Source organism: Corynebacterium vitaeruminis DSM 20294, from assembly GCF_000550805.1.
GTDB classification, from domain to species: domain Bacteria; phylum Actinomycetota; class Actinomycetes; order Mycobacteriales; family Mycobacteriaceae; genus Corynebacterium; species Corynebacterium vitaeruminis.
Genome location: NZ_CP004353.1, coordinates 122,695 through 145,766, shown reverse-complemented (window position 1 = coordinate 145,766; position 23,072 = coordinate 122,695). Strand labels below are relative to the sequence as shown.

Here is a 23,072-nt window from a genome sequence, read left to right as displayed (position 1 = left end):
AAGTTACGCTACGGAAGGAACCATGTTTCTCGCCAACTTCCTCATCGGCCTGCGCGAGGGCCTCGAGGCCTCGATGGTCGTGATGATCCTCGTCGCCTTCCTCGTAAAGTCGGACCGCCGCGCTTTCCTGCCCCAGGTATGGATCGGCGTGGGCGCGGCGCTCGCCTCCACGATCGCCGCCTTCCTCGTCATCCAGTTTGGCACGAAGACGCTGACCAGCCAGGGGCAGGAGCTCGTGGGCGGCATCTTCTCGCTGGTCACGGTGGCGCTCATCAGCTTCATGCTGCTGTGGATGCGCGAGGCGTCGAAGAAGATGGTCGCCGACCTCAACTCCAAGATGGGCGAGGCCGTCAAGCTCGGCGCGGGCGCGGTCATCTCGGTGGCCTTCATCGCGGTCATCCGCGAGGGCATCGAGACCGCCCTGCTCGTCTTCGACTCCTTCACCGGCGGCAGCACCGCCGTCCCGGCCGCCGCCTTGTCGCTGGGCATCGCCGTCTCCGTCGTGGTCGCCTGGCTCATGTACAAGGGCGCGCTCAAGGTGAACCTGGGCAAGTTCTTCCAGGTCACCGGCGCGCTGCTCATCGTCGTCGCCGCGGGCATCCTCCGCTACGGCATCACCGACCTGCAGGAGGCCAACGTGCTTCCGGGGCTCAACACCCTCGCCTTCGACATCTCCGGCGTGCTCGCTCCCGGCTCCACTCTGGCCACCGTCATCGAGGGCGTGTTCAACCTGGTCCCGGCCCCGTCGCTGCTGTCCATGATCGGCTGGGCCATCTACCTGGTGGTCACGCTGTGGCTGTTCTTCAAGCCCGCCCCGGCCACGGAGCCGGAGAAGAAGCCGGCGCCCGTCGGCGCCTAATCCCTCGCAAGAACCCGAATCAACCTCGACCTCAAGGAATTACTTCATGAACCGTTCCCTTCGCCGCCTGGCCACCCTCACCGTCCTGACCACCGGCACCATCTCGCTCGCCGCGTGCGCCGACAAGGTCGACGAGGCCCAGGCCACCAGCTTCACCGTCGCCGCGAAGGACGACGCCTGCGAGGTCTCCGGGGACACCGCCACCACCGGCTCCTCCACCTTCGAGGTGACCAACTCCGGCGCGAAGACCACGGAGTTCTACGTCTACACCTCCGGCGGCCGCGTCATCGGCGAGGTCGAGAACATCGGGCCTGGTGCCACCCGCAAGCTGGTCGTGCAGATCACCGACCCGGGCGACTACACGCTGACCTGCAAGCCGGGCATGGTCGGCGAGGGCTACTCCCAGAAGCTCACCGTCACCGGCGAGGCCATCCAGGCCGACGAGGACCAAGTGCTCGCCGAGGCCGTGAGCGGCTACACCGCCTACGTCCGCTCCCAGGCGACCACCCTGTCCCAGCTGGTCGGCGAGTTCGACGCCGCGATCCAGTCCGGCAACCTCGAGGAGGCCAAGCGCCTCTACCCGCTCGCGCGCACCCCCTACGAGCGCATCGAGCCGGTCGCCGAGTCCTTCCCCAACGACCTCGACCCGCGCATCGACCTGCGCGAAGCCGACCTGGAGGAGGGCGACACCTGGACCGGCTTCCACAAGATCGAGAAGCAGCTGTGGGCCGACGGCGCCATCACCGACACCACCAAGGCAGACTCCACCCAGCTGGTCACCGACATCGCGGAGCTGGTCGACGGCGTCAACGCCAGCGACTACACGCTCACCGCCGTCCAGATCGCCTCCGGCTCCCAGGGCCTGCTCGACGAGATCGCCACCGGCAAGATCACCGGCGAGGAGGACATCTTCTCCCACACCGACCTCTACGACTTCCAGGCCAACCTGGACGGCTCGAAGGCCGCCATCGCCTCGCTGGAGAAGGCGCTCACCGAGCGCGACGAGTCCCTGCTCAGCGACATCAACGCCGACTTCCAGAAGGTCCAGGACCTGCTGGACGGCTACCGCGAGGGCGACGGCTTCGTCTCCTACGACACGGTCACCGAGGCGCAGCGCAAGGAGCTTTCCGACGCCCTCGACGTGCTCACCACGAAGGTCTCCCAGGTGCAGGAGGTCGTGGCGAAGTGATTTCTCGCCGCACGTTTCTCACCGGCCTCGGCGCGGGCGTTGGCTCGCTCGCGGCCGGTTCGGCGTTGTCCGCCTGTGGCACCGACAAGGCCGCGGCCTCCGACATCGTGGAGTTCCACGGCGAGCACCAGGCCGGCATCACCACCGCCCAGCAGGACCGCCTCCACTTCGCCTCCTTCGACGTCACCACCACCGACCGCGAGGAGCTCAAGAAGCTGCTACAGACCTGGACCGACATGGCCCGCCGCATGACCCGCGGCGAGACCTCGGTCGACGGCGGCATGGAGGACGTCGACCAGGCCCAGGTCCCGGGGGATACCGGCGAGGCCTTCGACCTCTCGGCCAAGAACCTCACCGTCACCGTCGGGTTCGGCCCCTCGCTCTTCGACGACCGCTTCGGGCTCAAGGACAAGAAGCCGGCGGAGCTCAACGACCTGCCGCACTTCTCGGGCGACGTCACCGACGCCGCGATCTCCGGCGGCGACCTGTGCATCCAGGCCTGCGCCGACGACCCGCAGGTGGCGGTCCACGCGGTGCGCAACATGGCCCGCGCGGGCGTGGGGCTAGTGAAGATCCGCTGGTCGCAGCTGGGCTTCGGCCACGCCTCCGCCACCACCCGCGACCAGCAGACCCCGCGCAACCTCTTCGGGTTCAAGGACGGCACGAACAACATCAAGGCCGAGGACCAAGACCTGGTCGACGAGCACATCTGGGTCTCCGGCACCGATTCCTGGCACGACGGCGGCACCTTCCTCATCGCCCGCCGCATCCGCATGCTCATCGAGAACTGGGACCGCCAGGTATTAAGCGACCAGGAGGCCACCTTCGGCCGAAAGAAGGTCTCCGGCGCGCCGCTCGGCCGCGACGACGAGTTCGACGACCTCCCGCTGGACGAGTACTCGGGCACCACCGGCCCCGTCGTCCCGCTCACCGCCCACGCCCGGCTCGCCAGCCACCAGGAAAACAGCGGGGCGCGCATGCTGCGTCGCGCGTACAACTTCACCGACGGCACCGACGGCTACGGGCACCTCAACGCGGGCCTGTTCTTCATCGCGATGGTCGCCTCGCCGCAAAAGGACTTCATCCCCATCCAGTCGAAGCTGGCCAAGTCCGACAAGCTCAACGAGTACGTGCGCTACGAGTCCTCCTCCATCTTCGCTATCCCGCCAGGGGTCGCGGACGAGAACGACTTCTTCGGCAGCAGCCTTTTCGCATAGCGCTTTCCGACGCCTACGGCACCGTAGGCGTCGATACGCGTTTAAAGGGGGTAACCTTCCGCGCCTATCAGGGGTAATTAGTGAAGGAAAACAAACCTATCGCGGCAGGTCATTCGCTATTCACTGCCCCCGGCCCCCCTTTTCTATTGCCCGATAGGTTTTTGCACTCTAGGGTTTCTATAGGTCAACAGATAAACAGTTGATCCAACGACAACGAAGGGGTGTATGACCTTGGAAGCAGCAGATATTGCATGGATCCTGACTGCCATAGCCCTCGTTACCCTCATGTTCCCCGGGCTGTCCTTCCTGTACGGGGGCATGCTGGGGCAGGGCCAGGTGCTCAACATGACCATGATGGTGATGGGATCGCTCTCGGTCACGGCCATCGCCTACGTCGCCATCGGGCACGGCCTGGTACTCGGCAATTCCGTCGGCGGCCTCGGCATCATCGGTAACCCGAGCGGCTACATCGGGTTCAGCTCGTTCATGCAGGACGACGGCTCGGGCGGGGCCCTGTGGGGCGCGTTCTACTTCCTGTTCGCGGCCATCTCGCTGGGGCTCGTGGCCTCCGGCGCCGCCGGCCGCATGCGCTACGGCGCGTGGCTCATCTTCGGCGCCATCTGGCTCATCCTGGTGTATGCGCCGATGGCCCACTGGGTGTTCGCGGTCTCGGACGAGGAGACCGGGCTGGTCGGCGGCTGGATGCGCAACGTCATCCACCTCCACGACTTCGCTGGCGGCACCGCCGTGCACATGAACGCCGGAGCCTCCGGGCTGGCGCTCGCCCTCGTGCTCGGGCCCCGCAAGTCGGGGCTGGGGCGCCCGCACAACCTCCCGCTCATGATGGTCGGCATCGGCATGCTCATGGCAGGCTGGCTCGGCTTCAACGGCGGCACCGCCGGCGGGGCAAGCTTCCTGGCCTCCTACGTGGTGCTCACCAGCCTGCTGGCGCTGTCCGGCGGCGCGCTCGGCTTCGTCGTCATCGAGCACCTGCTCACCAAGAAGCCGACGATGCTGGGCTTCGGCACCGGCATCATCGCAGGCCTGGTCGGCATCACGCCCGCCGCCGACGCGGTGAGCCCGATCCAGGCGGTCATCGTGGGCTTCCTCGCAGCCGCCGTCGCCGCCTGGGCGATCTCATGGAAGAAGCGCCACCGCATCGACGATTCCCTCGACGTCTTCGCGGTGCACGGCATGGCGGGTGTGGCAGGCGCGCTGTTCGTGATGCTCTTCGGCAACGAGCAGGCACCCGCGGGAGTCGCGGGCGTGCTCCGCGGCGGAGACATCAACCTGCTGTGGCACGAGCCGCTGGCGATCATCGTCACCCTCGGGTACTGCTTCGGCATGAGCTGGCTCATCGCCACCTGCATGAGCAAGGTGATGAAGATCCGGATCACCGAGGAGGACGAGGCGAACACCATCGACCTTTCCATCCACGCGGAGACCGCCTACGACATGCGCGGCTTCGGTCCGAAGCAGCTCAGTTTCGCCCCCGAACAGCCGGCCTCCCCCTCGGGGCCGGGTCCCAAGGCGCCGCTCGCCCCGAGCGAAGCCACCGTCCGCTCTTAGAAACCCACCTCTACGCCAGGAGTTGCTCGTCCCCGGCCTCGCGTCGCACCGGGGCCGGGGCGGGGCAACCTTGGCGTCGTAAAGCAAAAACAAAAGGAGAATTACCATGACCACCAGCACCGCCATCGACTTCCTGTACCTGTCTGAGCCGGACATGATCGCCGCCGGCGTTACCGACATCGCACGATGCATCGACGTCATGGAGGAGACCCTGGTTCTCCTCGCCGACGGCGACTACCGCATGGCCGGGCAGAACGGAAACTCGCACGGCGCCATGATCGGCTTCCCCGCCGAGCCGAAGTTCGAGTCGATGCCGAAGGACGGCCCCGACCGCCGATTCATGGCGATGCCCGCCTACCTCGGCGGACGCTTCCGCGGCGCTGGCGTGAAGTGGTACGGCTCCAACGCGGAGAACCGCAAGGAAGGCCTGCCGCGCTCCATCCACACCTTCGTGCTCAATGACACCGACACCGGCGCCCCGAAGGCGATTATGTCCGCCAACCTGCTCTCGGCCTACCGCACCGGCGCGGTGCCCGGCGTGGGAGTGAAGCTCTTTGCCAAGGAGGACGCCAAGGTCGTGGGCGTGGTCGGCCCCGGCGTCATGGCGCGCACCCTGCTCGAGGCGACCCTCGCGCTGCGCCCGGGCATCGAGACGATCAAGGTCAAGGGCCGCTCGGAGGGCTCCACTCAGGCGTTCGTCGACTACGTCAAGGAGAAGTTCCCGAGCGTGAAGGAGGTCTACAAGGTCGACTCCGTCGAGGAGGCCTCCACGGACGCGGACATCATCATCGCAGCGACCACCACCGACGCCGCGGGCTCCGAGGCCTTCCCCTACTTCAAGAAGGAGTTCTTGAAGCCCGGCGCGCTGCTGCTGCTTCCCGCCGCGGCTCGCTTCGACGATGACTTCATCCTCTCCGGCGACGCTCGCCTCGTCCTCGACTACCAGGGCCTCTACGACGCCTGGGCCGAGGAGTACGGCACGGAGGCCTACCAGCTGCTCGGCATCCCGGGCACGCACTTCCACGACCTCATGCGCGAGGGCAAGCTCGACCCGTCGAAGCTGGAGCAGATCGGCGACATCTCGGCTGGCCGCATCCCGGGCCGCACGAGCGAGGACGAGATCGTCCTCTACTCCGTCGGCGGCATGCCGGTCGAGGACGTCGCCTGGGCCACCGAGGTCTACGACAGCGCCCGCGAGAAGGGCATCGGCGTTACCCTCCCGCTGTGGGAGACCCCGGCGATGGCCTAGCGCTTTCGCCCCACAAGCTCGCGGCGGGCCGCCAACGGAGCAGGTCGACCCGCCGCGCCCGGAACTGGTCGCATTGCGCGCAATGATAGTGCCTCGCTAAGCGGCCAGCACCACACGTGCCAGGCGGCCGGGTCTAACGCTCGCCCGGCCGCCTGGCCACCACCCCCCTTTTCTAGCTTCCAAGACCCAAGGACCTAAGGACCAGGAAATGTCTAAGAAGAAGATCGTCGTCGTCGGACTCGGAACGATGGGATCGATGAGCCTGTGGCAGCTGTCCAAGCTCGACGATGTCGAGGTCATCGGCATCGAACAGTTCGGGCTCTCACACAGCTACGGCGCGTTCACCGGCGAGTCCCGCCTCTTCCGCGCCGCCTACCACGAGGGCGAGAAGTACGTTCCGTTGCTCAAGGAGGCGCGCACCCTGTGGAAGCAGCTGGGCCGGGAGGCTGGCCGCGAGCTGCTGCTCGACTTCGGCTGCCTCAACGTCGGCCGCGAGGACGACGCGCCGTTCATCCGCCTGCGCGAGTCCATCGAGAAGCACGGCCTACCCTTCGAGGAGCTCACCGCCCAGGAGATGCGCGTGCGCTACCCGGGCCTCGACTTCCAAGACGACGAGGCGGGCATCGTGGACAAGCTGGGCGGCGCCATGCGCCCTGAGCTGGCGGTCTTCTCCGCGGTGGAGCAGGCGAAGCTCCATGGCGCCACCGTCTACGACCACACCGAGATCACCTCGATTACCCAGCTCGAGTCTGGCGGCGTGGAGCTCGTCGCGGGCGAGAAGACCATCACCGCCGACGCGGCCATCATCACCGCGGGCGCGTGGAGCAAGCTCGTCTTCCCCGAGATCGAGGACCTCATCGAGGTGCGCAAGCTGGTGCTCACGTGGTTCCTGCCGAAGGTCGCCTCCGAGTTCGACCCCGCCAACCTGCCGGTGTTCATCCGTGACCGCGGCGACTTCCACATCTTCGGCGCACCCTGCGTCGACGGCTACTCCGTCAAGATCGCGGGCCTGGACCTGTGGGGCGGCCCCGAGACCGACCACATCGAGGACTGCGACCTGCGCCTTAACCGCGAGGCGCTCACCGCCTTCGGCGCTCAGGTGGCGGAGCTGTTCCCCGGCGTGCACCCGGAGCCGAACCGCTACTCGGTGCACTTCGACACCTATACCTTCGACAAGACGCCGATCATGGATCGCGTCGGCGACATCGTCGTGGCCACCGGCTTCTCCGCCCACGGCTTCAAGATGGCGCCCGCGGTGGGCAAGCTGTGCGCGCAGCTGGCCACCACCGGCGAGTCGAAGCTCATGCACGACACGTACACCATCGCCCGCCACGAGCCGGTCCACGCGCTCGTCTAGGTCGCCGCGGACAGCAAGAAAGCCCCTCGCCAGAGGGGCTTTTTCGCGTTTCGACGCCTACGGCAACCAGCCTGTGGCCGTCGGCAAGCGAAATGCTAACGAGGCAGATCCGTCCACCCCAGCTCCGCCACGACGAGCGGGTGCGCGGGGTCGTCGGGAGTGTGGCCGGTGATGCGCAGCGGGGAGACCGAGTGCCCGCGGCTTAAGTGCCACTCCGGCACGAGGATCTGCGGCATGCGCAGGATGAACCCGCGGTTCTTGCCGTTGACCTTCGCCCAGCCCACGGCGCGCTGGCGGGTGACCTCGCGGAGGGTGACCTCGCCGATCTCGAGTGCCGGGTCCCCCTCGCGCTGGCCGGAGCCCTGGATCTCGAGCGCCGGCTGCGTGCCGTTGGAGAACGTCGCCCCCTGCCCGCCGTCGACGATGGTGCGAATGAACTCCGCGACCGCGACCGGGTCGCCCAGCGCGTTGGAAACATACCGGGTACCTAGCACGCTGTGCTCGATGGTGCCCAGCGTGTGGTGCGGGTCGAGCTCCTTACTGCGGTAGCTGAACGGGATCTGGATGAGGCGATCGTCCGCGTCGAAGCCGATGAGCGCCTCGATGCCGACCTCGCCCTCCGGATCGACCAGCCGATACGAGCCGATGTGGCGGAAGCCGCCCAGCCACTTGTTGGCGACCTCCTGCTTGGTCGGGGTCAGCGTCGCCTGCTCGATCTTTGCTTCCTTGCGTGCCATGCCGCATCCCTGCCTTCGGTTAGGGGTCTTTTTGTATAGGTAACCTTCTTTCTACTCCTGTTTCCGTCTAGGCACCGCGCGGCTAACCCCAACGGAGTGTGCTCCCGTTGCTTTTGCTTGTCGACGCCTTCGGCGCCGGATGCCTCGACCTCGACCGCGTAGCATGGTGGGCATGACCAACGATGCTTCTGCAGACAACACCGGTGCTACCGGCACCACCAGCCACGACGAGGCGCGCATGCGCGAGGAGTTCCAGGTCGGCGGCGTCGACCGAGTGCTCAGCCAGGAGGAGCAGCTCGAGCAGCTGGCCTCCTACATCTACGCCCACTACGAGGTGCCCGCCAAGAACCCGCCGTGGTCGGACGATCCCTCGGACGCCGAGGTCGCCGACACCTACGACGCGCGCCTTGCCGACCGCACCACCCACGCCGCGATGCTCATGCTCGGCTCGGCGGTCGATCACGCAATGCCGGGCGTGGCCTTCCCCGGGGACGTCACCGTGAGCGAGGTCCCGGAGCTTAACGCGCAGCTGTTTACCCCGTCGAAGCCCAACGGCAAGTGGGCGATCTCCTTGCACTTCGGCGGCTGGTGGCGCGGGGCTGGCGTGGCGCTGGAGAATGCTTGGCGCCCCGAGGTCGCCGGCGCCGCGGAGCTGTCGGGGACGACGATCCTCGACCTCGACTACCCGCTCCTGCCGGCGCACAACTTGGACGAGGTCATTGACTTCGTGAGGAAGGCCGCCGCGTGGGTGCGCGAGACCCACTCCCCCACGGCTTTGTACTCGTGGGGCTACTCCTCCGGCGGCGCGCTGGCGACCCTGTGCTCGGACGTCTTCGACGCGCAGGCGCTCACCTTCCCGCACCTCACCCTCGACGTGCTTCCCGAGGGTCTACGCGGCGGGCGCGAGTTCACCGACCCCGCGACCTGGCCGCGCACGCTCATGCAGGTCGCAACCCACGACAAGGTGGCAGGCCACTACCCGTGGGCCGAGGCGCCTGAGCAGGTCGAGGTGCGCGAGTATGTCGCCGAGCACCGCCTGTCCACCCCGGAGGTCGCGCGCCAGCGCGTGCGCGACGTCGCGGAGTTTCTGAGCAAGTAGCTTTCCGACGCTTCGCTGGGGCATTTTGGGCGCGGGCCGAAGGCGTCGACAAGCAAAAGCACAAACCCGGCAGGCCTCCTTGAAGGGAGCGTACTGCCGGGTTTGTTTGGTGTGTAGGGGTTAGACCAGGACCGGTTCTTTCTCGGTGGTGGCGTGGGCGAAGGCCCAGCCGACGAGGAAGGAGACCGGTGCGGACAGGCCGAGCGCCCAAGCGACGGAGACGTTGCCGCCGACGAGGCTGACCAGGTTAGTCACGATGAAGAAGCAGGCAATACCCAGGCCCACGAGCGAGAGAATCGGGGCGTAGATGCGCTTGAAGGCGTTGTCCTTGCCAGCCGGGTGGGTGCGGAAGTAGACGAGGATCGCCACGTCGACGATGAGCATGAGCACGACGATGGTGAACGTCGCTAGGCCGCTGAACCAGGTGAACAGCTGCATGACCGGGTCGAGGCCGATCGCCACGGAGGCGAGGGTGAGGATCGCGACGGTGGCCGTCTGCACGATGGAGGAGATGTGCGGCGACTGGTGGCGCTCGTGGATGCTCGCGACCGCTGCGGGCAGGCAGCCCCTGATGGCCACGGCGTGCTGGTAGCGGGTGATGACGTTGTGGAAGGAGAGCACGCAGGCGAACAGGCTGGTCAGAAGCAGGACCTGAACCACGACTCCCGCCCAGGGGCCGACGTAGTTGACGGCGGTGGCGATGACCATGCCCTCCGGGTCGGCCTCGGCGGCGGCGAGCACGTTGTCCGCGCCCCAGGCCTCGACGATGGCCCAACCGGCCAGCGTGTAGAAGACGCCGATGATGAGGATGGCTGCGTAGGTGGCGCGCGGGATGGTGCGCTCGGGGTCCTTGGCCTCGCTGCGGAAGACGGTGGTGGACTCGAACCCGATGAAGCCAGCCATGGCGAGCATCAGCCCCACGCCGGGGGTGCCCGAGGCGATGGTGCTCGGCTCAAAGGAGGCCATGTCGAGTCCGTGGGCGCCGCCCTTGATGACCACGCCAACGACGATGGCCAGCGTGATGGCTATCTCGCCGACGAGCGCGACGCCGAGCGCCTTGGAACTTAGCTCGATGTCCCGGTAGCCCAAAAGGCCCACGACTGCGACCATCGCGAGGGTAAACACCCACCACGGCAGCTCGAGGCCGGTCAGCGCCACGACGTTGGCCAGCTGCACGCCGAGGAAGGCGTAGACGGAGAACTGGATGGCGGTGTAGGTCAAAAGCGCGAGGTAGGCGGTGCCCATGCCCAGGCGGCGGTCGGTGGCGGCCTCCACATAAGAGAAGAAGGCGCCGGGCTCGCGGATGCGGCGGGACATGGTGGTAAGGCCCACGGAGAAGACCAACAGGATGGCCGCGCAGACCGCGTACATGGCGGGGTATCCGGCGCCGTTGCCGCTGACCATGCCGATCGGCAGCCCGCCACCGATCACCGTGAGCGGCGCCGCGGCCGCGATGACCATGAACACGATGGAGCCGACACCCAGAGTGCCGGCGTTGAGGGTGGTGTTGGGGCGAGTGGGCATGCCGACGCTCGCGCCGACCCCTGCCCGGGATGACTTGTCTGGGGTAAGAATGGCCATCTTGCTCCCCTTTCTTCCTTTTTGGCTGTGCCCCTTCCCCCTAATTGGACGGGCGAGGCGGGAATTGGTTCCGCCGTGGTGTGGAGGCGCCGTGGCGGATTCGTCGTTTTCGGCGGTTTTGCTCCTGCGGGGCGTGCGCCGCCGAGCTCGTTGCCGAATGAGGTCACCGTAGACCGTCTGGTTTCTATCAAGCAATAGTTAAGGCAATGCTTACCCCCGGTTTTCTATAGCAAGATAGATTTAAGTGCGCAGGTGACGGGGTTTTTATTTACCTATCACGCGACAGGTTATGGCCTACCCCCGTTTTCTATCAACCGACAGAAAGGTGTTTAATCCAATGCATCGGGCCGCTCGATGACCCGGCTTTACTTGCAGCCTTCGCGCTGCGCTTTCGCTTTCCGACGCTGCGCTTTCCGACGCTGCGCTTTCCCGGCGCATCCCAGGACACTGACTTTGGATTGGAGTCACCGATGACCACTTCACTACTCGAGACCACCACCATCACCGACTCCCCTGCCGAGGAGAACCCCACCCGCATCGACACGCTGTTCCTCAGCGAGCCGGAGATGGTCGCCGCTGGCGTGAAGGACATGGCCGCCTGCGTCGACGTCATGGAGGAGGTGTTTAGCTGCCTCGGCAAGGGCGACTACCGCATGGCCGGGCAGAACAACAACTCCCACGGAGCGATGGTTTCCTTCCCGGATTCCTCCCCGCACCCGAACATGCCGCTCAACGGCCCCGACCGCCGCTTCATGGCGATGCCCGCCTACCTCGGCGGATCCATCAACCGCTCGGGAGTGAAGTGGTACGGCTCGAACGTGGCCAACCGCGAGGTCGGCCTGCCGCGCTCCATCCACATGTTCATCCTCAGCGACTCCGTCACCGGCGCACCGCTGTCCATCATGAGCGGCAACCTGATCTCCGCCTACCGCACCGGCGCGATCAGCGGCGTGGGCGCGCGTTACCTTGCCAACTACGACGCCCGCGTGGCCGGAATCATCGGCCCCGGCGTCATGGGGCGCACCGCGCTGGAGGCCTTCGCCGCCGCCCGCCCGGGTCTTGACACCGTGAAGATCAAGGGCCGCAGCCAGAAGGGCATCGACGAGTTCGTCGATTGGGTCAAGGCCACGCTGCCGCAGTTCACCACCATCATCCAGGTCGACACCGCCGAGGAGGCCGTCCGCGGCAGCGATGTTGTCTCCGTGTGCGCGACCACCTCGGCCGGCTCGGCCAGCTACCCGCTCATCGAGGCCGACTGGATCTCCCCCGGCACGCTCATCACCGTCCCCGGCTGCGCCGACGTCCCCTCCGAGTTCCTGCAGCGCGACGACGTCAAGCTCGTCGTGGACAACCGCGGACTCTACGAGGCGTGGATGGAAGAGTTCACGCCGAACACCTTCGAGATGGTGGGCATCATCGGCAACAAGTTCCTCGAGATGGAGAAGGCTGGCGAGGTCGCCAAGGGCACGGTCGTCGACATCGCCGACATCATCAACGAGGAGGCCGTCGGCCGCACCACGAAGGACGACGTGGTGATCTTCTCCGTCGGCGGCATGCCCGTCGAGGACGTCGCGTGGGCCTCCCACGTCTACGACAACGCCGTGGCCCAGGGCATCGGCACCACGCTGAACGTCTGGGACACCCCGGAGCTTGCATAGAACGAACGCATACAACTCCGTTTCTATTCACACGACGCATGGATTGAAGGCACGAACGCAATGAATATGGACATCACCGAGGTGGACTACGCGGTCATCGGCGTGGGCACGATGGGATCGATGGCGCTGTGGCAGCTCGCCGAAGCGGCACCGGGTGCAAAGATCCTCGGCATCGAGCAGTTCGGGCGCGTGCACACCCGCGGCAGCTATGCGGGCGAGTCACGGCTGTTCCGCGTGGCACTGAAGGAAGGCGGAGAGTTCATCCCCTTCGCCAAGAAGGCGCGCGAGCTGTGGCTACAGCTGGCACAGAAGTCACGGCGCGACGTCTTCTTGCCCGTCGGCGCGCTCAGCATCGGCCCGAAGAGCTTTCCGACGATCACCGCCACTCAAAAGACCATCGAGGAGTTCGGGCTCGAGCACGAGTATCTTTCAGCGGAGGAGCTGCGCGAGCGCTTCCCTCAATTCACGGTCGACGATGACGACATCGGCATCCTCGACCCTCAGGGCGGCGGCATCCGCCCCGAGGTCGCGGTCGCCTCGGCCACCGAGCTCGCGCTCAAGCTGGGAGCGAAGCTATGGACGCACACGGAGGTCCTCGCGATCGAGCCCAAGGGTGAGGGCGCGGGCGTGGTCATTCGCACGAGCCGCGGTACGGTCGTCGCTAAGCAATCAATCGTGACCACCGGATCCTGGGCAGGCGACCTCCTTCCCGAGGTGGCGCCGCTGGTGAAGGTGCGCCCGCTCGCGCTGACGTGGTTCATGCCGCGCAAGGTGGAGGCCTTTGCGCCGGACAAGCTGCCGATCTTCCTTTACGACCGCCCGCAGGCAGACGGCACGAGCTTCCACATCTACGGAGCACCCAGCCTCGATGGGTACACCGTGAAGTTCTCCAGCGACCAGTTTCACGAGGTCGCGGTCCCCCACCCCAGCGACGTCCCTGCGACAGTCGACGAGAAGACCCTTCAGCTGTTCTCGCAGCGGGTCGCCGAGGTCGCACCGGACTTCTACCCAGACGTCGCTAGGCTGTCGGTCCACCACGACGGCTTCACCGCCGACGGCCACGCCATCATCGACACCGACTCGGACACCTGCGTCACGGTGGCCGTGGGAATGAGCGGCACGGGCATGAAGTTCGCACCCTACTTCGGCCAGCTGGCGGCTCGGCTCGCCATGACTCAGGACACAAGCCTCCGGCCTGAGTTCTTTAGCCTCGCGGCACACGCGCCGCACTAAGATCAATGCATGCATCTGACGCATGCACGTCACGGATTATGCGTCTAGTGCATGGCCGACCTCGTGGTTAGACGACGCAAAGAGGCGTGCACCCACACACGTGATGGGTGTACGCCTCTTATCCGTCCCACTCGAAGCGGTGCGCGCGCATGTCCACCCGCTCGCCATCGTGAGCGATGCCTTCCTCATCCCAGTGCGCACGGGCGCGATCGGCGACCGCCGAGGAGCCGTCGGCCCGCACCACCCGCCACCAGCACACGAGATGGCCGTGCTCGCGCATGATCCGCCCGACCTGCCTGGCACCGAGACCTGCTTGCACGCCGACCTCGCCGTAGGATGCGACACAGCCGCTGGGTATCCGTTCGCAGGCTTGGAGGACGCGCTCCGTGGCGTCGGAAAGCTCAAGTGACTCGACCATGCGGCCTACCTTAGGCCAACGCCTAGCCGCTATGTGCAACACGATGCCCGGGGCATGCGGTCGGGGCTTGAGAAACACAACCGTAGGCGTCGGCAAGCAAATGCCGAAAGCCTACGGTGTCCTTTTTCGAAGTGGTTAGAGCAGCCCCTCCAAATCGATGCCTTCCAGCGGGTCGGACTCGCTGCCCTCTTCGACGGGCTCGTCGACCTCGCAGAGCGTGACGGTCGCGCCGGTGGAATCGGCGATGATCGACATGCGGCCGAACTCGGAGTCCCACGGCTCGCGGATGACCTCGCCGCCCAGCTCGGGGACGCGCGCGACGGCGGCGTCGATGTCGAGAACACCCAGGTAGGTCTGCCAGAAGCTCGGGACCTGGGGCGGGAACTGGCCCTTGGCGTCGAAAATGCCAGCAAACGCCGCGCCATCGACGAGCGCGGTGGTGTAGTTGAATCCCTCGCCCTCAAGCGTGGAGGTCATCCACTCGAACAGCGCGGGGTAAAACTCGCAGGCCTTGTCGTAGGCGGTGACGCAGGTCAGCTCGTGCCAGACCGGGGTGCCCGGCTCACCGGCCGCGATGAAGGAGTCCTCGCCGCCGGGCTGGATGAGACCGAACATCGCGCCAGCGGTGTCCACGAGGATGGCCATCTGGCCCAGGTGCACCTCGGTGGGCGCGACCAACACGCGTCCGCCCAGCTCGACGACGCGCTCGCACTCGCCCGCGATGTCGCCGGAGAGGAAGTAGGTCACCCACGTGTCCGGCTGGTTGTCCTCCTCGGGGCGCTGGACAAAGCCCGCCACGGGCAGCCCCTGGACGCGGGCGATGCGGTAACCGTCGCTGACCTCAGCGACCTCCCAGCCCAGAAGCTCGGAGTAAAAGTGCGACGACTTGCGCACGTCGGAAGTAGTCAGGTCGATCCAGTAGGGCATGCCGGATTCGGCTTGGAAAGCGGGCATTACATGTTCCTCCACACTTCGGGGTCAAAGTCATCGTCGGCCGTGGCCTCATCAAAGTAATCGTCATCGTCGGTAACACCTGCGACAACGCGCGCACAGAGGTTGCCCACGCAGACCACGTCGCCGTCGCGCAGCGTCTTGCCGCGGCGCGTATCGACGCTACCGTTGACAGTCACTTCCCCGTTGGCAATGACCTCCTTGGCCGCGCCGCCCGTCTCGACGAGGCTGGCCAGCTTAATGAACTGGCCCAGCTTGATTTCTTGGTCACGAATCGTGACATCCTGAGGTTGCATGCCCACCAGTCTAACTGGGTGACATGCATGCCTTTGGACCCCGTCCCCCTGTTGTCTACCCGCGCTTAGAGCGCGAACTTCACGGCTGTGCCGGTGGCAGAGACCATCATCATGCCGTTGTCGGTACCCAAGGTCTCGTAGTCGAGGTCCACACCGACGACGCCGTCCGCGCCGAGGGCGATGGCGCGGTCGACCATCTCGGCCAGCGCGGTCTCACGGGCGCGGTTGACCTCGTCCTCGTAGGACTGGCTGCGGCCGCCGACCAAGTTACGGAATCCAGCGGCGATGTCCTTGAACACGTTGATGCCCACGATGGTCTCGCCGGCGACGACGCGGAGGTACTCGGAAATCTGTCGCCCATCGACGGTGGGGGTGGTGGTGACGATCATGGTCAGTGTGCCTTTCTTCCGGTGGTGCGGGTGCCCACTGCCCGGTTGCCCGGTAATGGGAATCTCTACCAGCCGAGGGTACCCGCTCCTGCGCCGCGATGAAATGAACGCGAAGCAATGAGTGCGATGGGATAGGCCCGGCGCGGGACCAGGGCACGGCGAGGACGGTTGTGGCGTTGGAGACGGGGCGGGCCTAGATCCAGCCCGCCTCGCGCGCCTTGTGGAAGGCGTCGATGCGGTTGATCGCGCCGGTCTTGGCGATCGCCGAGCTGAGGTAGTTGCGCGCGGTGCCCGGCGCAAGGTGCACCGCTGCGGCGATGTCGTTGACGCTGGCACCGGTTCCCGCCTGCTCGAGCACCTCCACCTCCCGCTCCGTGAGCGGGGAGGCCTCCATGTCGAGCGCCGCGGCGGCGAGCTCCTGGTCGATGTACTTCCTGCCCTTCTTCAGCGCCCGGATGGCGTCGGCGAACTCGTTGGCATCGGCGGTCTTGGGCAGAAAGCCGCGCACGCCCACCGCGAGCGCCCGCTTGAGCCCGCGCGGGCGCGCGTGCGAGGTCACGATGAGCACCGCCAGCCCGGGGTGGTCCGCCAGCGCCTGTTCCGCGGTGGTGATCCCGTCGATCCCCGGCATGTGCAGGTCGAGGACGACCACGTCCGGGACGGGCCTCGTGGCCAGCGCCTCAAGCAGCTGCTCGCCGGTGCCGGAGGTGCCCACGACCTCGATGTCGTCTTCGAGCCTGAGAAGCGTCGCCAGCGAGCTCGCGATAAGGGACTCGTCGTCGGTGATGTGCACCGTGATCGAGCCGGGGATCGTGCCAGGTGTGTCGGTCGCGTCAGTCACTGTGGTCCTTCCGTGTCGAACGTGAGGGTCGAGCAAAACTCGCCGCCGTGCTGCGAGGCGGCGATGCTTCCCCCGACGCGCTGGGCGCGCTGGTTGAGATGTTCGAGCCCGCTGAGCTTCCCGGGCTCGCCGGACGCGCCGTCATTGTCCACGCTCACGACGAAGGGGGACACCGTGATCGTGGCCGTGCTGGCGCGCGCGTGTTGCAAAACGTTGGTGGCGGCCTCCCGTACGAACCAGGAGGCAACCTGGCGCCGCTCCGCCGACAGCCAGGAAAGCTCCGAGGCACCCCCGCGGATCGAAACTGCAATGCCGGAGTCCCTCAGCAGCGACCGCGCCCGCTGCAGCTCCTCGTCGAGGGAGACCTGCCGGTATCCGTGGACGACCTCGCGCATGTGTGTGCTGGTGTCGGCAATCAACGCGCGAAGCTCGGACACCTCCCCGACTAGCATCGGGCTGGCATCGGCGACCCCCTGCTTGCGCATCACCTTGTCGATGACCTGCACCTTGAGGCTCATCGCGGCCAGCGACTGCCCCAGCGAGTCGTGCAGCTGCTGGGCGATGCGCAGCCGCTCCTCGCTCGCCGACAGCGCGGCCTCCGTCTCCTTGACGCGCATGAGCTCCTTGAACACCCCGAGCATCCACATGGTCATCACCATCGTGCCGAAGAGCAAAAGCGGCATGACGGTGATCCAGCCGACCTCGTCGAAACGCGCCCACCGCGCGAGCAGGTAGGTCATCGCGACGATCGCGGCCACTAGCAGCCACCGAAGGCGCAGGAAGGGAGCCACCGCCCAGGCGAGCATCCACAGCGAAACCATCGCGGCCGCGAAGAACCCATAGCGCTCGCCGAGGCCGGTGGCTGGCACCATGAGCCCCAGCGCTAGACCGAGGCACACCGCTCCGACCGCGACCGCGCAGACCAGCGCCCGGTAGAAGGTGGGTCGCGGCTGAAGGTTGAGGTCGGGGGCGTTCTCGACCACCCAGCTCGCGGTCGCGGCTGGCGCGACCATGAGCATCGCGGCGGCGTATCACCAGGGGCTGGCCCACGGGGAGCTCCCCTCGTAGCTGTACAGGCGCAGCGCGAACCCACCCATCAGGGCAAGGACGATGAGCGTCATCGCGTGCGCCGAGTAGCGCATGTAGAGGAACAACCCCCTTTGCCCCCGTAGGCTGCGCAGCCGCGGGGAGGGGGTGTGGAGGAGGCGATCGACGTTCACGCTCGCCAGCCTATCCGCGGTGGGTGTCCCAGCGCATGTAGATCACGGCGCTCCAGACGAGCACGACGATCCACATCGCGGACAGCGCCAGGGGCCGACCCGCATAGGCGAGGACCTCCATGGACGCGAGCGCCTTGCCACTTCCGGGGTCGATTCCCGCCCAACCCAGGCTTGCGAGGTCGACGACGAAGGCGAACGGATTGACCTCCACGATGCGCGCTATAGACGTCGGCAAGCTTGCGCGAAGCGTACTCATCGACAGCACGGCCAACACCATGACCGGCATGCTCGTCAGCTGGGCGGCCTCGGCGTTCTTTGTGAAGCAGCAGGTCAGCAGCGCGGCGCTCGCGTATACGACGAGCCCTACGAGAAGCGCCGCGAGAACCAGCACGAAGTTGACGGGACTCGAGCCAGCCCCGATGAGGATCCCCGCCATGACGAGGAAGAAGACGGTGACGATGGCCGCGCCTGGCACGGCGATGGAGGCGAGAATCTCCCCGTCGCGTGCCTCGCCGGTGCGCAGGCGCTTGAGCACGCCCTCGTCGCGGCGGGTGGTGGCCATCGACAGCACCGAGTAAAACAGCACCATGAGCAGGGACATCATGAGGTAGAGCTCCATCATCCCGGCGCCCACGAGCTGCTTGTCCGTGCCGCTGTCGGGGCCGAGGTTGAGCCACATGAGAAGCGGCATCCCCAGGGGAATGACGATCGCCATGAACAAGATGACCTTGTTGCGGCGGAATTGCAGCCACTCCGCGCGGGCGAGCGTGGCAAGTCGGTTCACTGTAGTCATATTCTTCTCCTTTTCGCTTGTCGACGCCTATCGGCCGGCGATCGACAGGAAGACGTTGTCAAGGCTTGCGGGTGTGGCGGAAAAGCCGCCGAGACTAAGTCCGTGGGTATCGGCCCAGCGCAGGACCTCCAGCGCGTCGGCCTGAAGGTCGCTGCTTGCGATCTGGATCTCGCTGTCGCTGATAAGGACCGCGCCGCGCAGGCGCTCGGGCAGCGGCGGAAGCGATGCCCCGGACTTCGGGGTGAAGGTGATGTGTGAGGGTTGGGAGGAGACGATGTCTGCCAGTGTGCCCTCTATCTGGATGCGACCTTCGTGCATGATGGCGATGCGGTCGCACAGATGCTCCGCTTCCTCCAGGTAGTGGGTGGTCAGGATCATCGTGACCCCGCGCTTTTTGAGCCCGCGCAGCAGCTCCCACGTGTTGTAGCGGGACTCCGGGTCCAGCCCGGTGGTCGGTTCGTCGAGAAAGAGCAGCTTCGGGTCGTTGAGCAGGGCGCAGGCAAGATCCAAGCGGCGCTGCTCGCCGCCGGACAGGCCGCCCACCTTGTTTCCTCGGCGGTGGCCGAGCCCGACTTCCTCGAGCACCTCGTCGACCGGGCGCGGGTGCGAGCTGATTCCGGCCCACAGCTTCAAGGTCTCTAGGACCGTGAGCTCTTGGGGCAGCCCGCCGCGTTGGAGCATGATGCCGGTCTGGGGCCGGATCGCCCCTCGTTCGGCGGCGGGGTCCTTGCCGAAGAGCCGCACCACGCCGCTGGTCGGGCGGGCGAGTCCCTCGATGACCTCTAGGGTGGAGGACTTGCCCGCGCCGTTCGTGCCGAGCAGACCATAGACCTCGCCCTCGTGGACGTGGAAGCTGACGCGGTCGACTGCGGTGAAGCCGGGGTGCCTGGCCGTGGGGCGGCCCTCGCGTTGCGAGGGGGTAAGCGCCCAGGGATTGGGCTTGAGCCCGTACACTCGGGTCAGCTCGCGGACCTCGACGACGGGACCTTGATTGTTGTGTGACTGTGCGTTCCTCATGGCTCCTATCCTGCCGACGCGACGTTTGCGCAGGTAGTGCCATATGCCATGGGTTTGGATGACAAATGTCATGAGAAAACCCACGGCACATACTGTGCCGTGGGTCTCGGGAAGGTAATACGGGCCTAGATGGAGTACTCCACGCTCCAGTTGTTCATCTGGCCGCGCTGGTAAAGAAGCGGCTTGGCCTCGTCGTGGGTGCCGCACTCCTTGACCAAGACGGTGAAGATGGTGTGGTCGCCGCCGGGGTAGGCCGCGGCGATCTCCCCGTCGAACCAGGCGGCGGCGTCGGTGATGAGCCTCGGCTCGGAGTTACGCCAGACGTCGACGCCCTCGAAGCGGTCGGCGACCTTGCGGGAGAACTGGCGCGCGTACTCGGCCTGGTGATCGGCGAGCACCGAGATGCCCACCGGGGATCCCACGCGGAAGTGCTTGATCTTCGACGAGCTCAGCGCCAGCGAGAAGGACACCATCGCGGGTTCGAGAGACAACGACGCAAACGAACTCACGGTCATGCCGACGTCCTCGCCGCCGTCGACTGTAGTGATGATCGTGACCCCGGACGGGAAGGTACCCACCGTCTCACGCAGGCGTTCCGCGCTGACGCTCGCAGATGCTTCGGTTGGTGCAGTCATAGGCCTTACGCTACTCCCAGCTTCTCCAGCTGCCACTTGAGCTGGGCCTCGTTCGGCGACTGCACCGGGAGGAAGGTAGCCTCGCGGAAGCGTCGGGACGCCGGGGAGGAGAAGGCGTAGCCGGAGCCGCCGGCGGTGCGGACCTCGAGCGCGGTCGCATCCACGGTCGCCTGGGCCGCGGCAAGGCGCAGCTTGATGAGCGCGACCTGATCGGGATCGTCCTGCTGGGCGAGCTCTTCTTGTTCGGCGATCAGCGCCTCGATCTCGCCTGCGACGCGGTAGACGTCGTCGGCGAAGACCTCGTTCATGCCGGTGAGCTTCGTCGAGGCCGCGGCGATCGCGGACTCGGCGACACCCAGGCACTCGGAGGTCTGCAGGAGGAACAGGGCCGGGCGCACCTGCGCGAGGAAGCCGAAGAAGTCGCGGGAGAGGATGTTGGCCTCGGGCACGATTAGTCCGTCGATGGTGATCCACGAGGAGGAAGTGGCGTTGAGGCCGAGCAGCCCGAAGGGCTTGCCTAGGTCGAGTCCTTCGGCGTTGCCCTCGACCACGAAGAAGAAGCGCTCGCCGTCGGCGGTCTCCGCGGAGGAGACGATGACGGAGTCCTCGGCCAGGTTGGAGGCCCAGTTGAGCTTGCCGCTAATCGAGTAGCCACCGTCGACCTTGGTGGCCGCGAGCGGGATGGAGCCTCCACCGGCGGCGGTCTTAAAGGACGGGGCCATGGCGGTAACGCCCGGGCGGGTGCCCGCGAGCAGCTCGTCGCGCAGCTTGAGCGCCAGCGGGGTGCCGCCGACCTCGAGGTAGCGGATGACCATGAGCTGCGCCCAGCCGCCGAAGGCGACAGAGAGGTCCTCGCGGGCGATTTCACGTTCGGCGCGAATGGCGTCGAGAAGCGAAGAATACTCGAACAGCCCCAGCGAACCCAGCAGCTCGATACCGTAGCGAGCGGGCAGCTCGTTCTTGTCGACTGCCTTGGCGTTGTCGGCCAGGGTCTTGCGAACCTCCTCGGCGAGGATGAGCGGCTCAAGCTCGATGGGCTTGCGAATCAGTGTGGTCATGACTGGGGTGCTCCTAGGGGTTTCTCGTGTCCGGCGCTCAGCGCGGGGTTAGACCAGCTCGTGGGTGAGCTTGGCGGGGCGGGTGTAGGTGTTGACCACCGGCGACCACTCGATGGCGTCGTCGACGATCTTCTGCAGGATCTCGCGGTCGGCGTCGCCGTCGATGTCGACGGAAACGTGGACGTCGGACACGCCCGGGCGCTTGTGCTCGCCGAGGTCGCCCACGCCCCAGGTGGGGGAGATGTCGATGGTGCCGACGATGTCGATGTCGATCTTGGTCAGGGTCACGCCGCGGTTGGTGGCAATCGCCTGGATGCCGACCGAGATGCAGGCTGCGAGGGCGGCCTGGGCGACCTCGGTCGGGTTGGCTGCGGAGTCATCGCCGAGCAGCGGCAGCGGCTCGCCCACCTTGACGATGTGGGTATCGCGGATGATGGAGTTATTGCGGAAGTAGCCGTCAGCCTCGGTGTGGGTGCGGATGTGCTTGACGCCACCGGCCGGGTTCTCAACGTTCTTCTTGGCCAGCTCGGACAGCTTGGCGGCGTCGATGGCCTCGAGCGGCTGGCCCGCCTCGTGGTTAGGGGTCAGTTCAGACATGGTCTAGCTCCTCTTCTAAAGATGTCTTCTAAAGATGTCGAAAAGTTTGTGAAAAAACTCCTTCACACACCATACGTCGATTCCCCAGAAACGCATGAACCATGCTGTCTATTTTCGTTAGACTATTACTTTCAAATCTTTGTTATGGCTGCTCACAGAGTTGTAATCACTGAATAAATTGATAAATAAAACTGGCGGATTCGCGCCATACATGAAGAGCTTTCGCATGCAAGATAGACACCTTAGTGCAGCTTTAGCAGACCCCGACTTGCTTCCTCGACACGGTCTTCGCAGCACAAAGCCGCACGACCCCGCACCCTGCTAGGTGCAATGGCCGTGCGGCTTCCTCTCCCCCGCCCAGTCGCGAGGCGCTAAGACAACAACCCGCGCGCCCCTTCGGCTGCCATGACCGCCGCGATGACGAGGAAGATGACGCCCGCAGCGATGTCGATGACGGCCCCGTTGCGGATGATCTTCTCCGCCAGCGCGCGCACCGCCACCGCGAAGCCAATGAACCACGCAAGCCCCGTGACCACAAGAAAGGCCGCGATGCCGACCGTCCAGCCCTCCGACATGTCCGGGCGCACGAACTGCGCGAAGATCGAGGCGAAAAACACCACCGCCTTCGGATTCGAAAGGTTGGTCGCGGCACCCAGCCGCAGCGCCCGCCAGGCACCCATCTCCTCCCCTTGAGCGGCCACCGCGTCGACGACCTTCCCCGCCATGTCGGAGGTCTTCTCCCGCAGCGTGCGCAGGCCACCGCGCAGCGAGCCCCAGCCCATCCACGCGATGTACGCGCCGCCGACAAGCTGGATGAGGTGCAAGATCGCGGGCTCGGCCACCATGAGCGCCGACAGCCCCAGCAGCGAGGAAACGATCCAGATGGTGTTGCCGACCATGATGCCGATCGCGCACCACACCCCCGCCCGCCGGTCGCGGGTTCCCGTGCGGATGAGCTGCAGCGTATCGGGACCAGGCAGCGTGATCGCGGCCAGCCACACGGCAAAGAGGGCACCGAAAGAAGCGATAGACACGCCCCTAGGCTACTAGGTGGCGTGTCTACTTTTCGTTTTGCATTCGCTTTCCGACGCCTACGGCTCCCGCCGCGC

At 66.1% G+C, this 23,072-nt stretch carries 24 protein-coding genes; 9 read left to right on the top strand and 15 right to left on the bottom strand.

Annotated elements, in window-relative coordinates; translation table 11 throughout:
• Window positions 1–22: 22 nt before the first annotated feature.
• From efeU to solA (B843_RS00680), 6 genes are all read left to right on the top strand, one after another.
• Window positions 23–859 (top strand): iron uptake transporter permease EfeU, encoded by an 837-nt coding sequence (efeU, locus tag B843_RS00705; RefSeq protein WP_025251608.1) that lies wholly within the window; start codon window positions 23–25, stop codon window positions 857–859.
• 46 nt (window positions 860–905) lie between these two features.
• Window positions 906–2,048, top strand: coding sequence for an iron uptake system protein EfeO (efeO, locus tag B843_RS00700; protein ID WP_025251607.1), 1,143 nt, complete (start codon window positions 906–908; stop codon window positions 2,046–2,048).
• A complete protein-coding gene (gene efeB / locus B843_RS00695) occupies window positions 2,045–3,265 on the top strand; it encodes an iron uptake transporter deferrochelatase/peroxidase subunit (protein WP_025251606.1) in 1,221 nt (406 codons plus the stop codon). The genes efeO and efeB overlap by 4 nt, the downstream gene beginning before the upstream one ends.
• 231 nt (window positions 3,266–3,496) lie before the next feature.
• Window positions 3,497–4,834, top strand: coding sequence for an ammonium transporter (locus B843_RS00690; RefSeq protein ID WP_025251605.1), 1,338 nt, complete (start codon window positions 3,497–3,499; stop codon window positions 4,832–4,834).
• 106 nt (window positions 4,835–4,940) lie between these two features.
• Window positions 4,941–6,083 carry a tyramine oxidase subunit B gene (locus B843_RS00685; protein WP_025251604.1) on the top strand — a complete coding sequence of 381 codons (1,143 nt, stop codon included), beginning with the start codon at window positions 4,941–4,943 and terminating at the stop codon, window positions 6,081–6,083.
• Window positions 6,084–6,291: 208 nt separating this feature from the next.
• Entirely contained in the window at window positions 6,292–7,440 is a 1,149-nt protein-coding gene (solA, locus tag B843_RS00680; RefSeq protein ID WP_025251603.1) for an N-methyl-L-tryptophan oxidase, read from the top strand.
• Between the two features lie 95 nt (window positions 7,441–7,535).
• Here the strand turns inward: solA (B843_RS00680) and B843_RS00675 are convergent, their stop codons facing one another.
• On the bottom strand, window positions 7,536–8,177 hold the full coding sequence (locus tag B843_RS00675; protein ID WP_025251602.1) for a CG0192 family protein: 642 nt from the start codon (window positions 8,175–8,177) through the stop codon (window positions 7,536–7,538).
• Window positions 8,178–8,415: 238 nt separating this feature from the next.
• Between B843_RS00675 and B843_RS00670 the strand changes: the two genes are divergently transcribed.
• Window positions 8,416–9,276 (top strand): alpha/beta hydrolase, encoded by an 861-nt coding sequence (locus B843_RS00670; protein ID WP_034648874.1) that lies wholly within the window; start codon window positions 8,416–8,418, stop codon window positions 9,274–9,276.
• 120 nt (window positions 9,277–9,396) lie between these two features.
• On the opposite strand, the gene B843_RS00665 is transcribed toward B843_RS00670, so the two are convergent.
• Window positions 9,397–10,857: an APC family permease gene (locus B843_RS00665; protein WP_025251600.1), complete on the bottom strand. Its 1,461-nt coding sequence runs from the start codon at window positions 10,855–10,857 to the stop codon at window positions 9,397–9,399.
• A gap of 470 nt (window positions 10,858–11,327) precedes the next feature.
• Between B843_RS00665 and B843_RS00660 the strand changes: the two genes are divergently transcribed.
• Complete coding sequence (locus B843_RS00660) at window positions 11,328–12,515, top strand: tyramine oxidase subunit B (RefSeq protein ID WP_025251599.1); 1,188 nt, start codon at window positions 11,328–11,330, stop codon at window positions 12,513–12,515.
• Between the two features lie 60 nt (window positions 12,516–12,575).
• Window positions 12,576–13,748, top strand: coding sequence for an N-methyl-L-tryptophan oxidase (gene solA, locus B843_RS00655; protein WP_081751450.1), 1,173 nt, complete (start codon window positions 12,576–12,578; stop codon window positions 13,746–13,748).
• A gap of 118 nt (window positions 13,749–13,866) precedes the next feature.
• Here solA (B843_RS00655) and B843_RS00650 read toward each other — a convergent pair whose 3' ends face one another.
• The 13 genes from B843_RS00650 to B843_RS00590 all read right to left on the bottom strand — a co-directional run bounded on the left by B843_RS00650 (window position 13,867) and on the right by B843_RS00590 (window position 22,997).
• On the bottom strand, window positions 13,867–14,166 hold the full coding sequence (locus B843_RS00650; RefSeq protein ID WP_025251597.1) for an MGMT family protein: 300 nt from the start codon (window positions 14,164–14,166) through the stop codon (window positions 13,867–13,869).
• A 135-nt stretch (window positions 14,167–14,301) separates the two neighbouring features.
• Window positions 14,302–15,120: a VOC family protein gene (locus B843_RS00645; RefSeq protein ID WP_025251596.1), complete on the bottom strand. Its 819-nt coding sequence runs from the start codon at window positions 15,118–15,120 to the stop codon at window positions 14,302–14,304.
• The gene (locus B843_RS00640) at window positions 15,120–15,413 is read right to left on the bottom strand and encodes an RNA-binding S4 domain-containing protein (protein ID WP_025251595.1); all 294 of its coding nucleotides are present in this window, start codon (window positions 15,411–15,413) and stop codon (window positions 15,120–15,122) included. Before B843_RS00640 ends, B843_RS00645 begins: the two co-directional genes overlap by 1 nt.
• A gap of 65 nt (window positions 15,414–15,478) precedes the next feature.
• Window positions 15,479–15,802, bottom strand: coding sequence for a YbjQ family protein (locus B843_RS00635; RefSeq protein ID WP_025251594.1), 324 nt, complete (start codon window positions 15,800–15,802; stop codon window positions 15,479–15,481).
• A 193-nt stretch (window positions 15,803–15,995) separates the two neighbouring features.
• The gene (locus B843_RS00630; protein WP_231493961.1) at window positions 15,996–16,643 is read right to left on the bottom strand and encodes a response regulator transcription factor; all 648 of its coding nucleotides are present in this window, start codon (window positions 16,641–16,643) and stop codon (window positions 15,996–15,998) included.
• Window positions 16,640–17,662, bottom strand: coding sequence for a sensor histidine kinase (locus tag B843_RS00625; RefSeq protein WP_025251592.1), 1,023 nt, complete (start codon window positions 17,660–17,662; stop codon window positions 16,640–16,642). Before B843_RS00625 ends, B843_RS00630 begins: the two co-directional genes overlap by 4 nt.
• 12 nt (window positions 17,663–17,674) lie before the next feature.
• A complete protein-coding gene (locus B843_RS00620) occupies window positions 17,675–17,863 on the bottom strand; it encodes a hypothetical protein (RefSeq protein ID WP_025251591.1) in 189 nt (62 codons plus the stop codon).
• A 10-nt stretch (window positions 17,864–17,873) separates the two neighbouring features.
• Entirely contained in the window at window positions 17,874–18,656 is a 783-nt protein-coding gene (locus B843_RS00615) for an ABC transporter permease (protein ID WP_034648687.1), read from the bottom strand.
• 27 nt (window positions 18,657–18,683) lie between these two features.
• The gene (locus B843_RS00610; protein WP_081751449.1) at window positions 18,684–19,673 is read right to left on the bottom strand and encodes an ABC transporter ATP-binding protein; all 990 of its coding nucleotides are present in this window, start codon (window positions 19,671–19,673) and stop codon (window positions 18,684–18,686) included.
• Between the two features lie 125 nt (window positions 19,674–19,798).
• Window positions 19,799–20,308, bottom strand: coding sequence for a flavin reductase family protein (locus B843_RS00605; protein ID WP_025251590.1), 510 nt, complete (start codon window positions 20,306–20,308; stop codon window positions 19,799–19,801).
• 5 nt (window positions 20,309–20,313) lie between these two features.
• Window positions 20,314–21,366 (bottom strand): acyl-CoA dehydrogenase family protein, encoded by a 1,053-nt coding sequence (locus tag B843_RS00600; protein ID WP_025251589.1) that lies wholly within the window; start codon window positions 21,364–21,366, stop codon window positions 20,314–20,316.
• Window positions 21,367–21,414: 48 nt separating this feature from the next.
• Window positions 21,415–21,963: an OsmC family protein gene (locus B843_RS00595; RefSeq protein ID WP_025251588.1), complete on the bottom strand. Its 549-nt coding sequence runs from the start codon at window positions 21,961–21,963 to the stop codon at window positions 21,415–21,417.
• Window positions 21,964–22,334: 371 nt separating this feature from the next.
• Window positions 22,335–22,997, bottom strand: a complete 663-nt coding sequence (locus B843_RS00590) for a LysE family translocator (RefSeq protein WP_025251587.1) — start codon at window positions 22,995–22,997, stop codon at window positions 22,335–22,337.
• Window positions 22,998–23,072 lie beyond the last annotated feature (75 nt).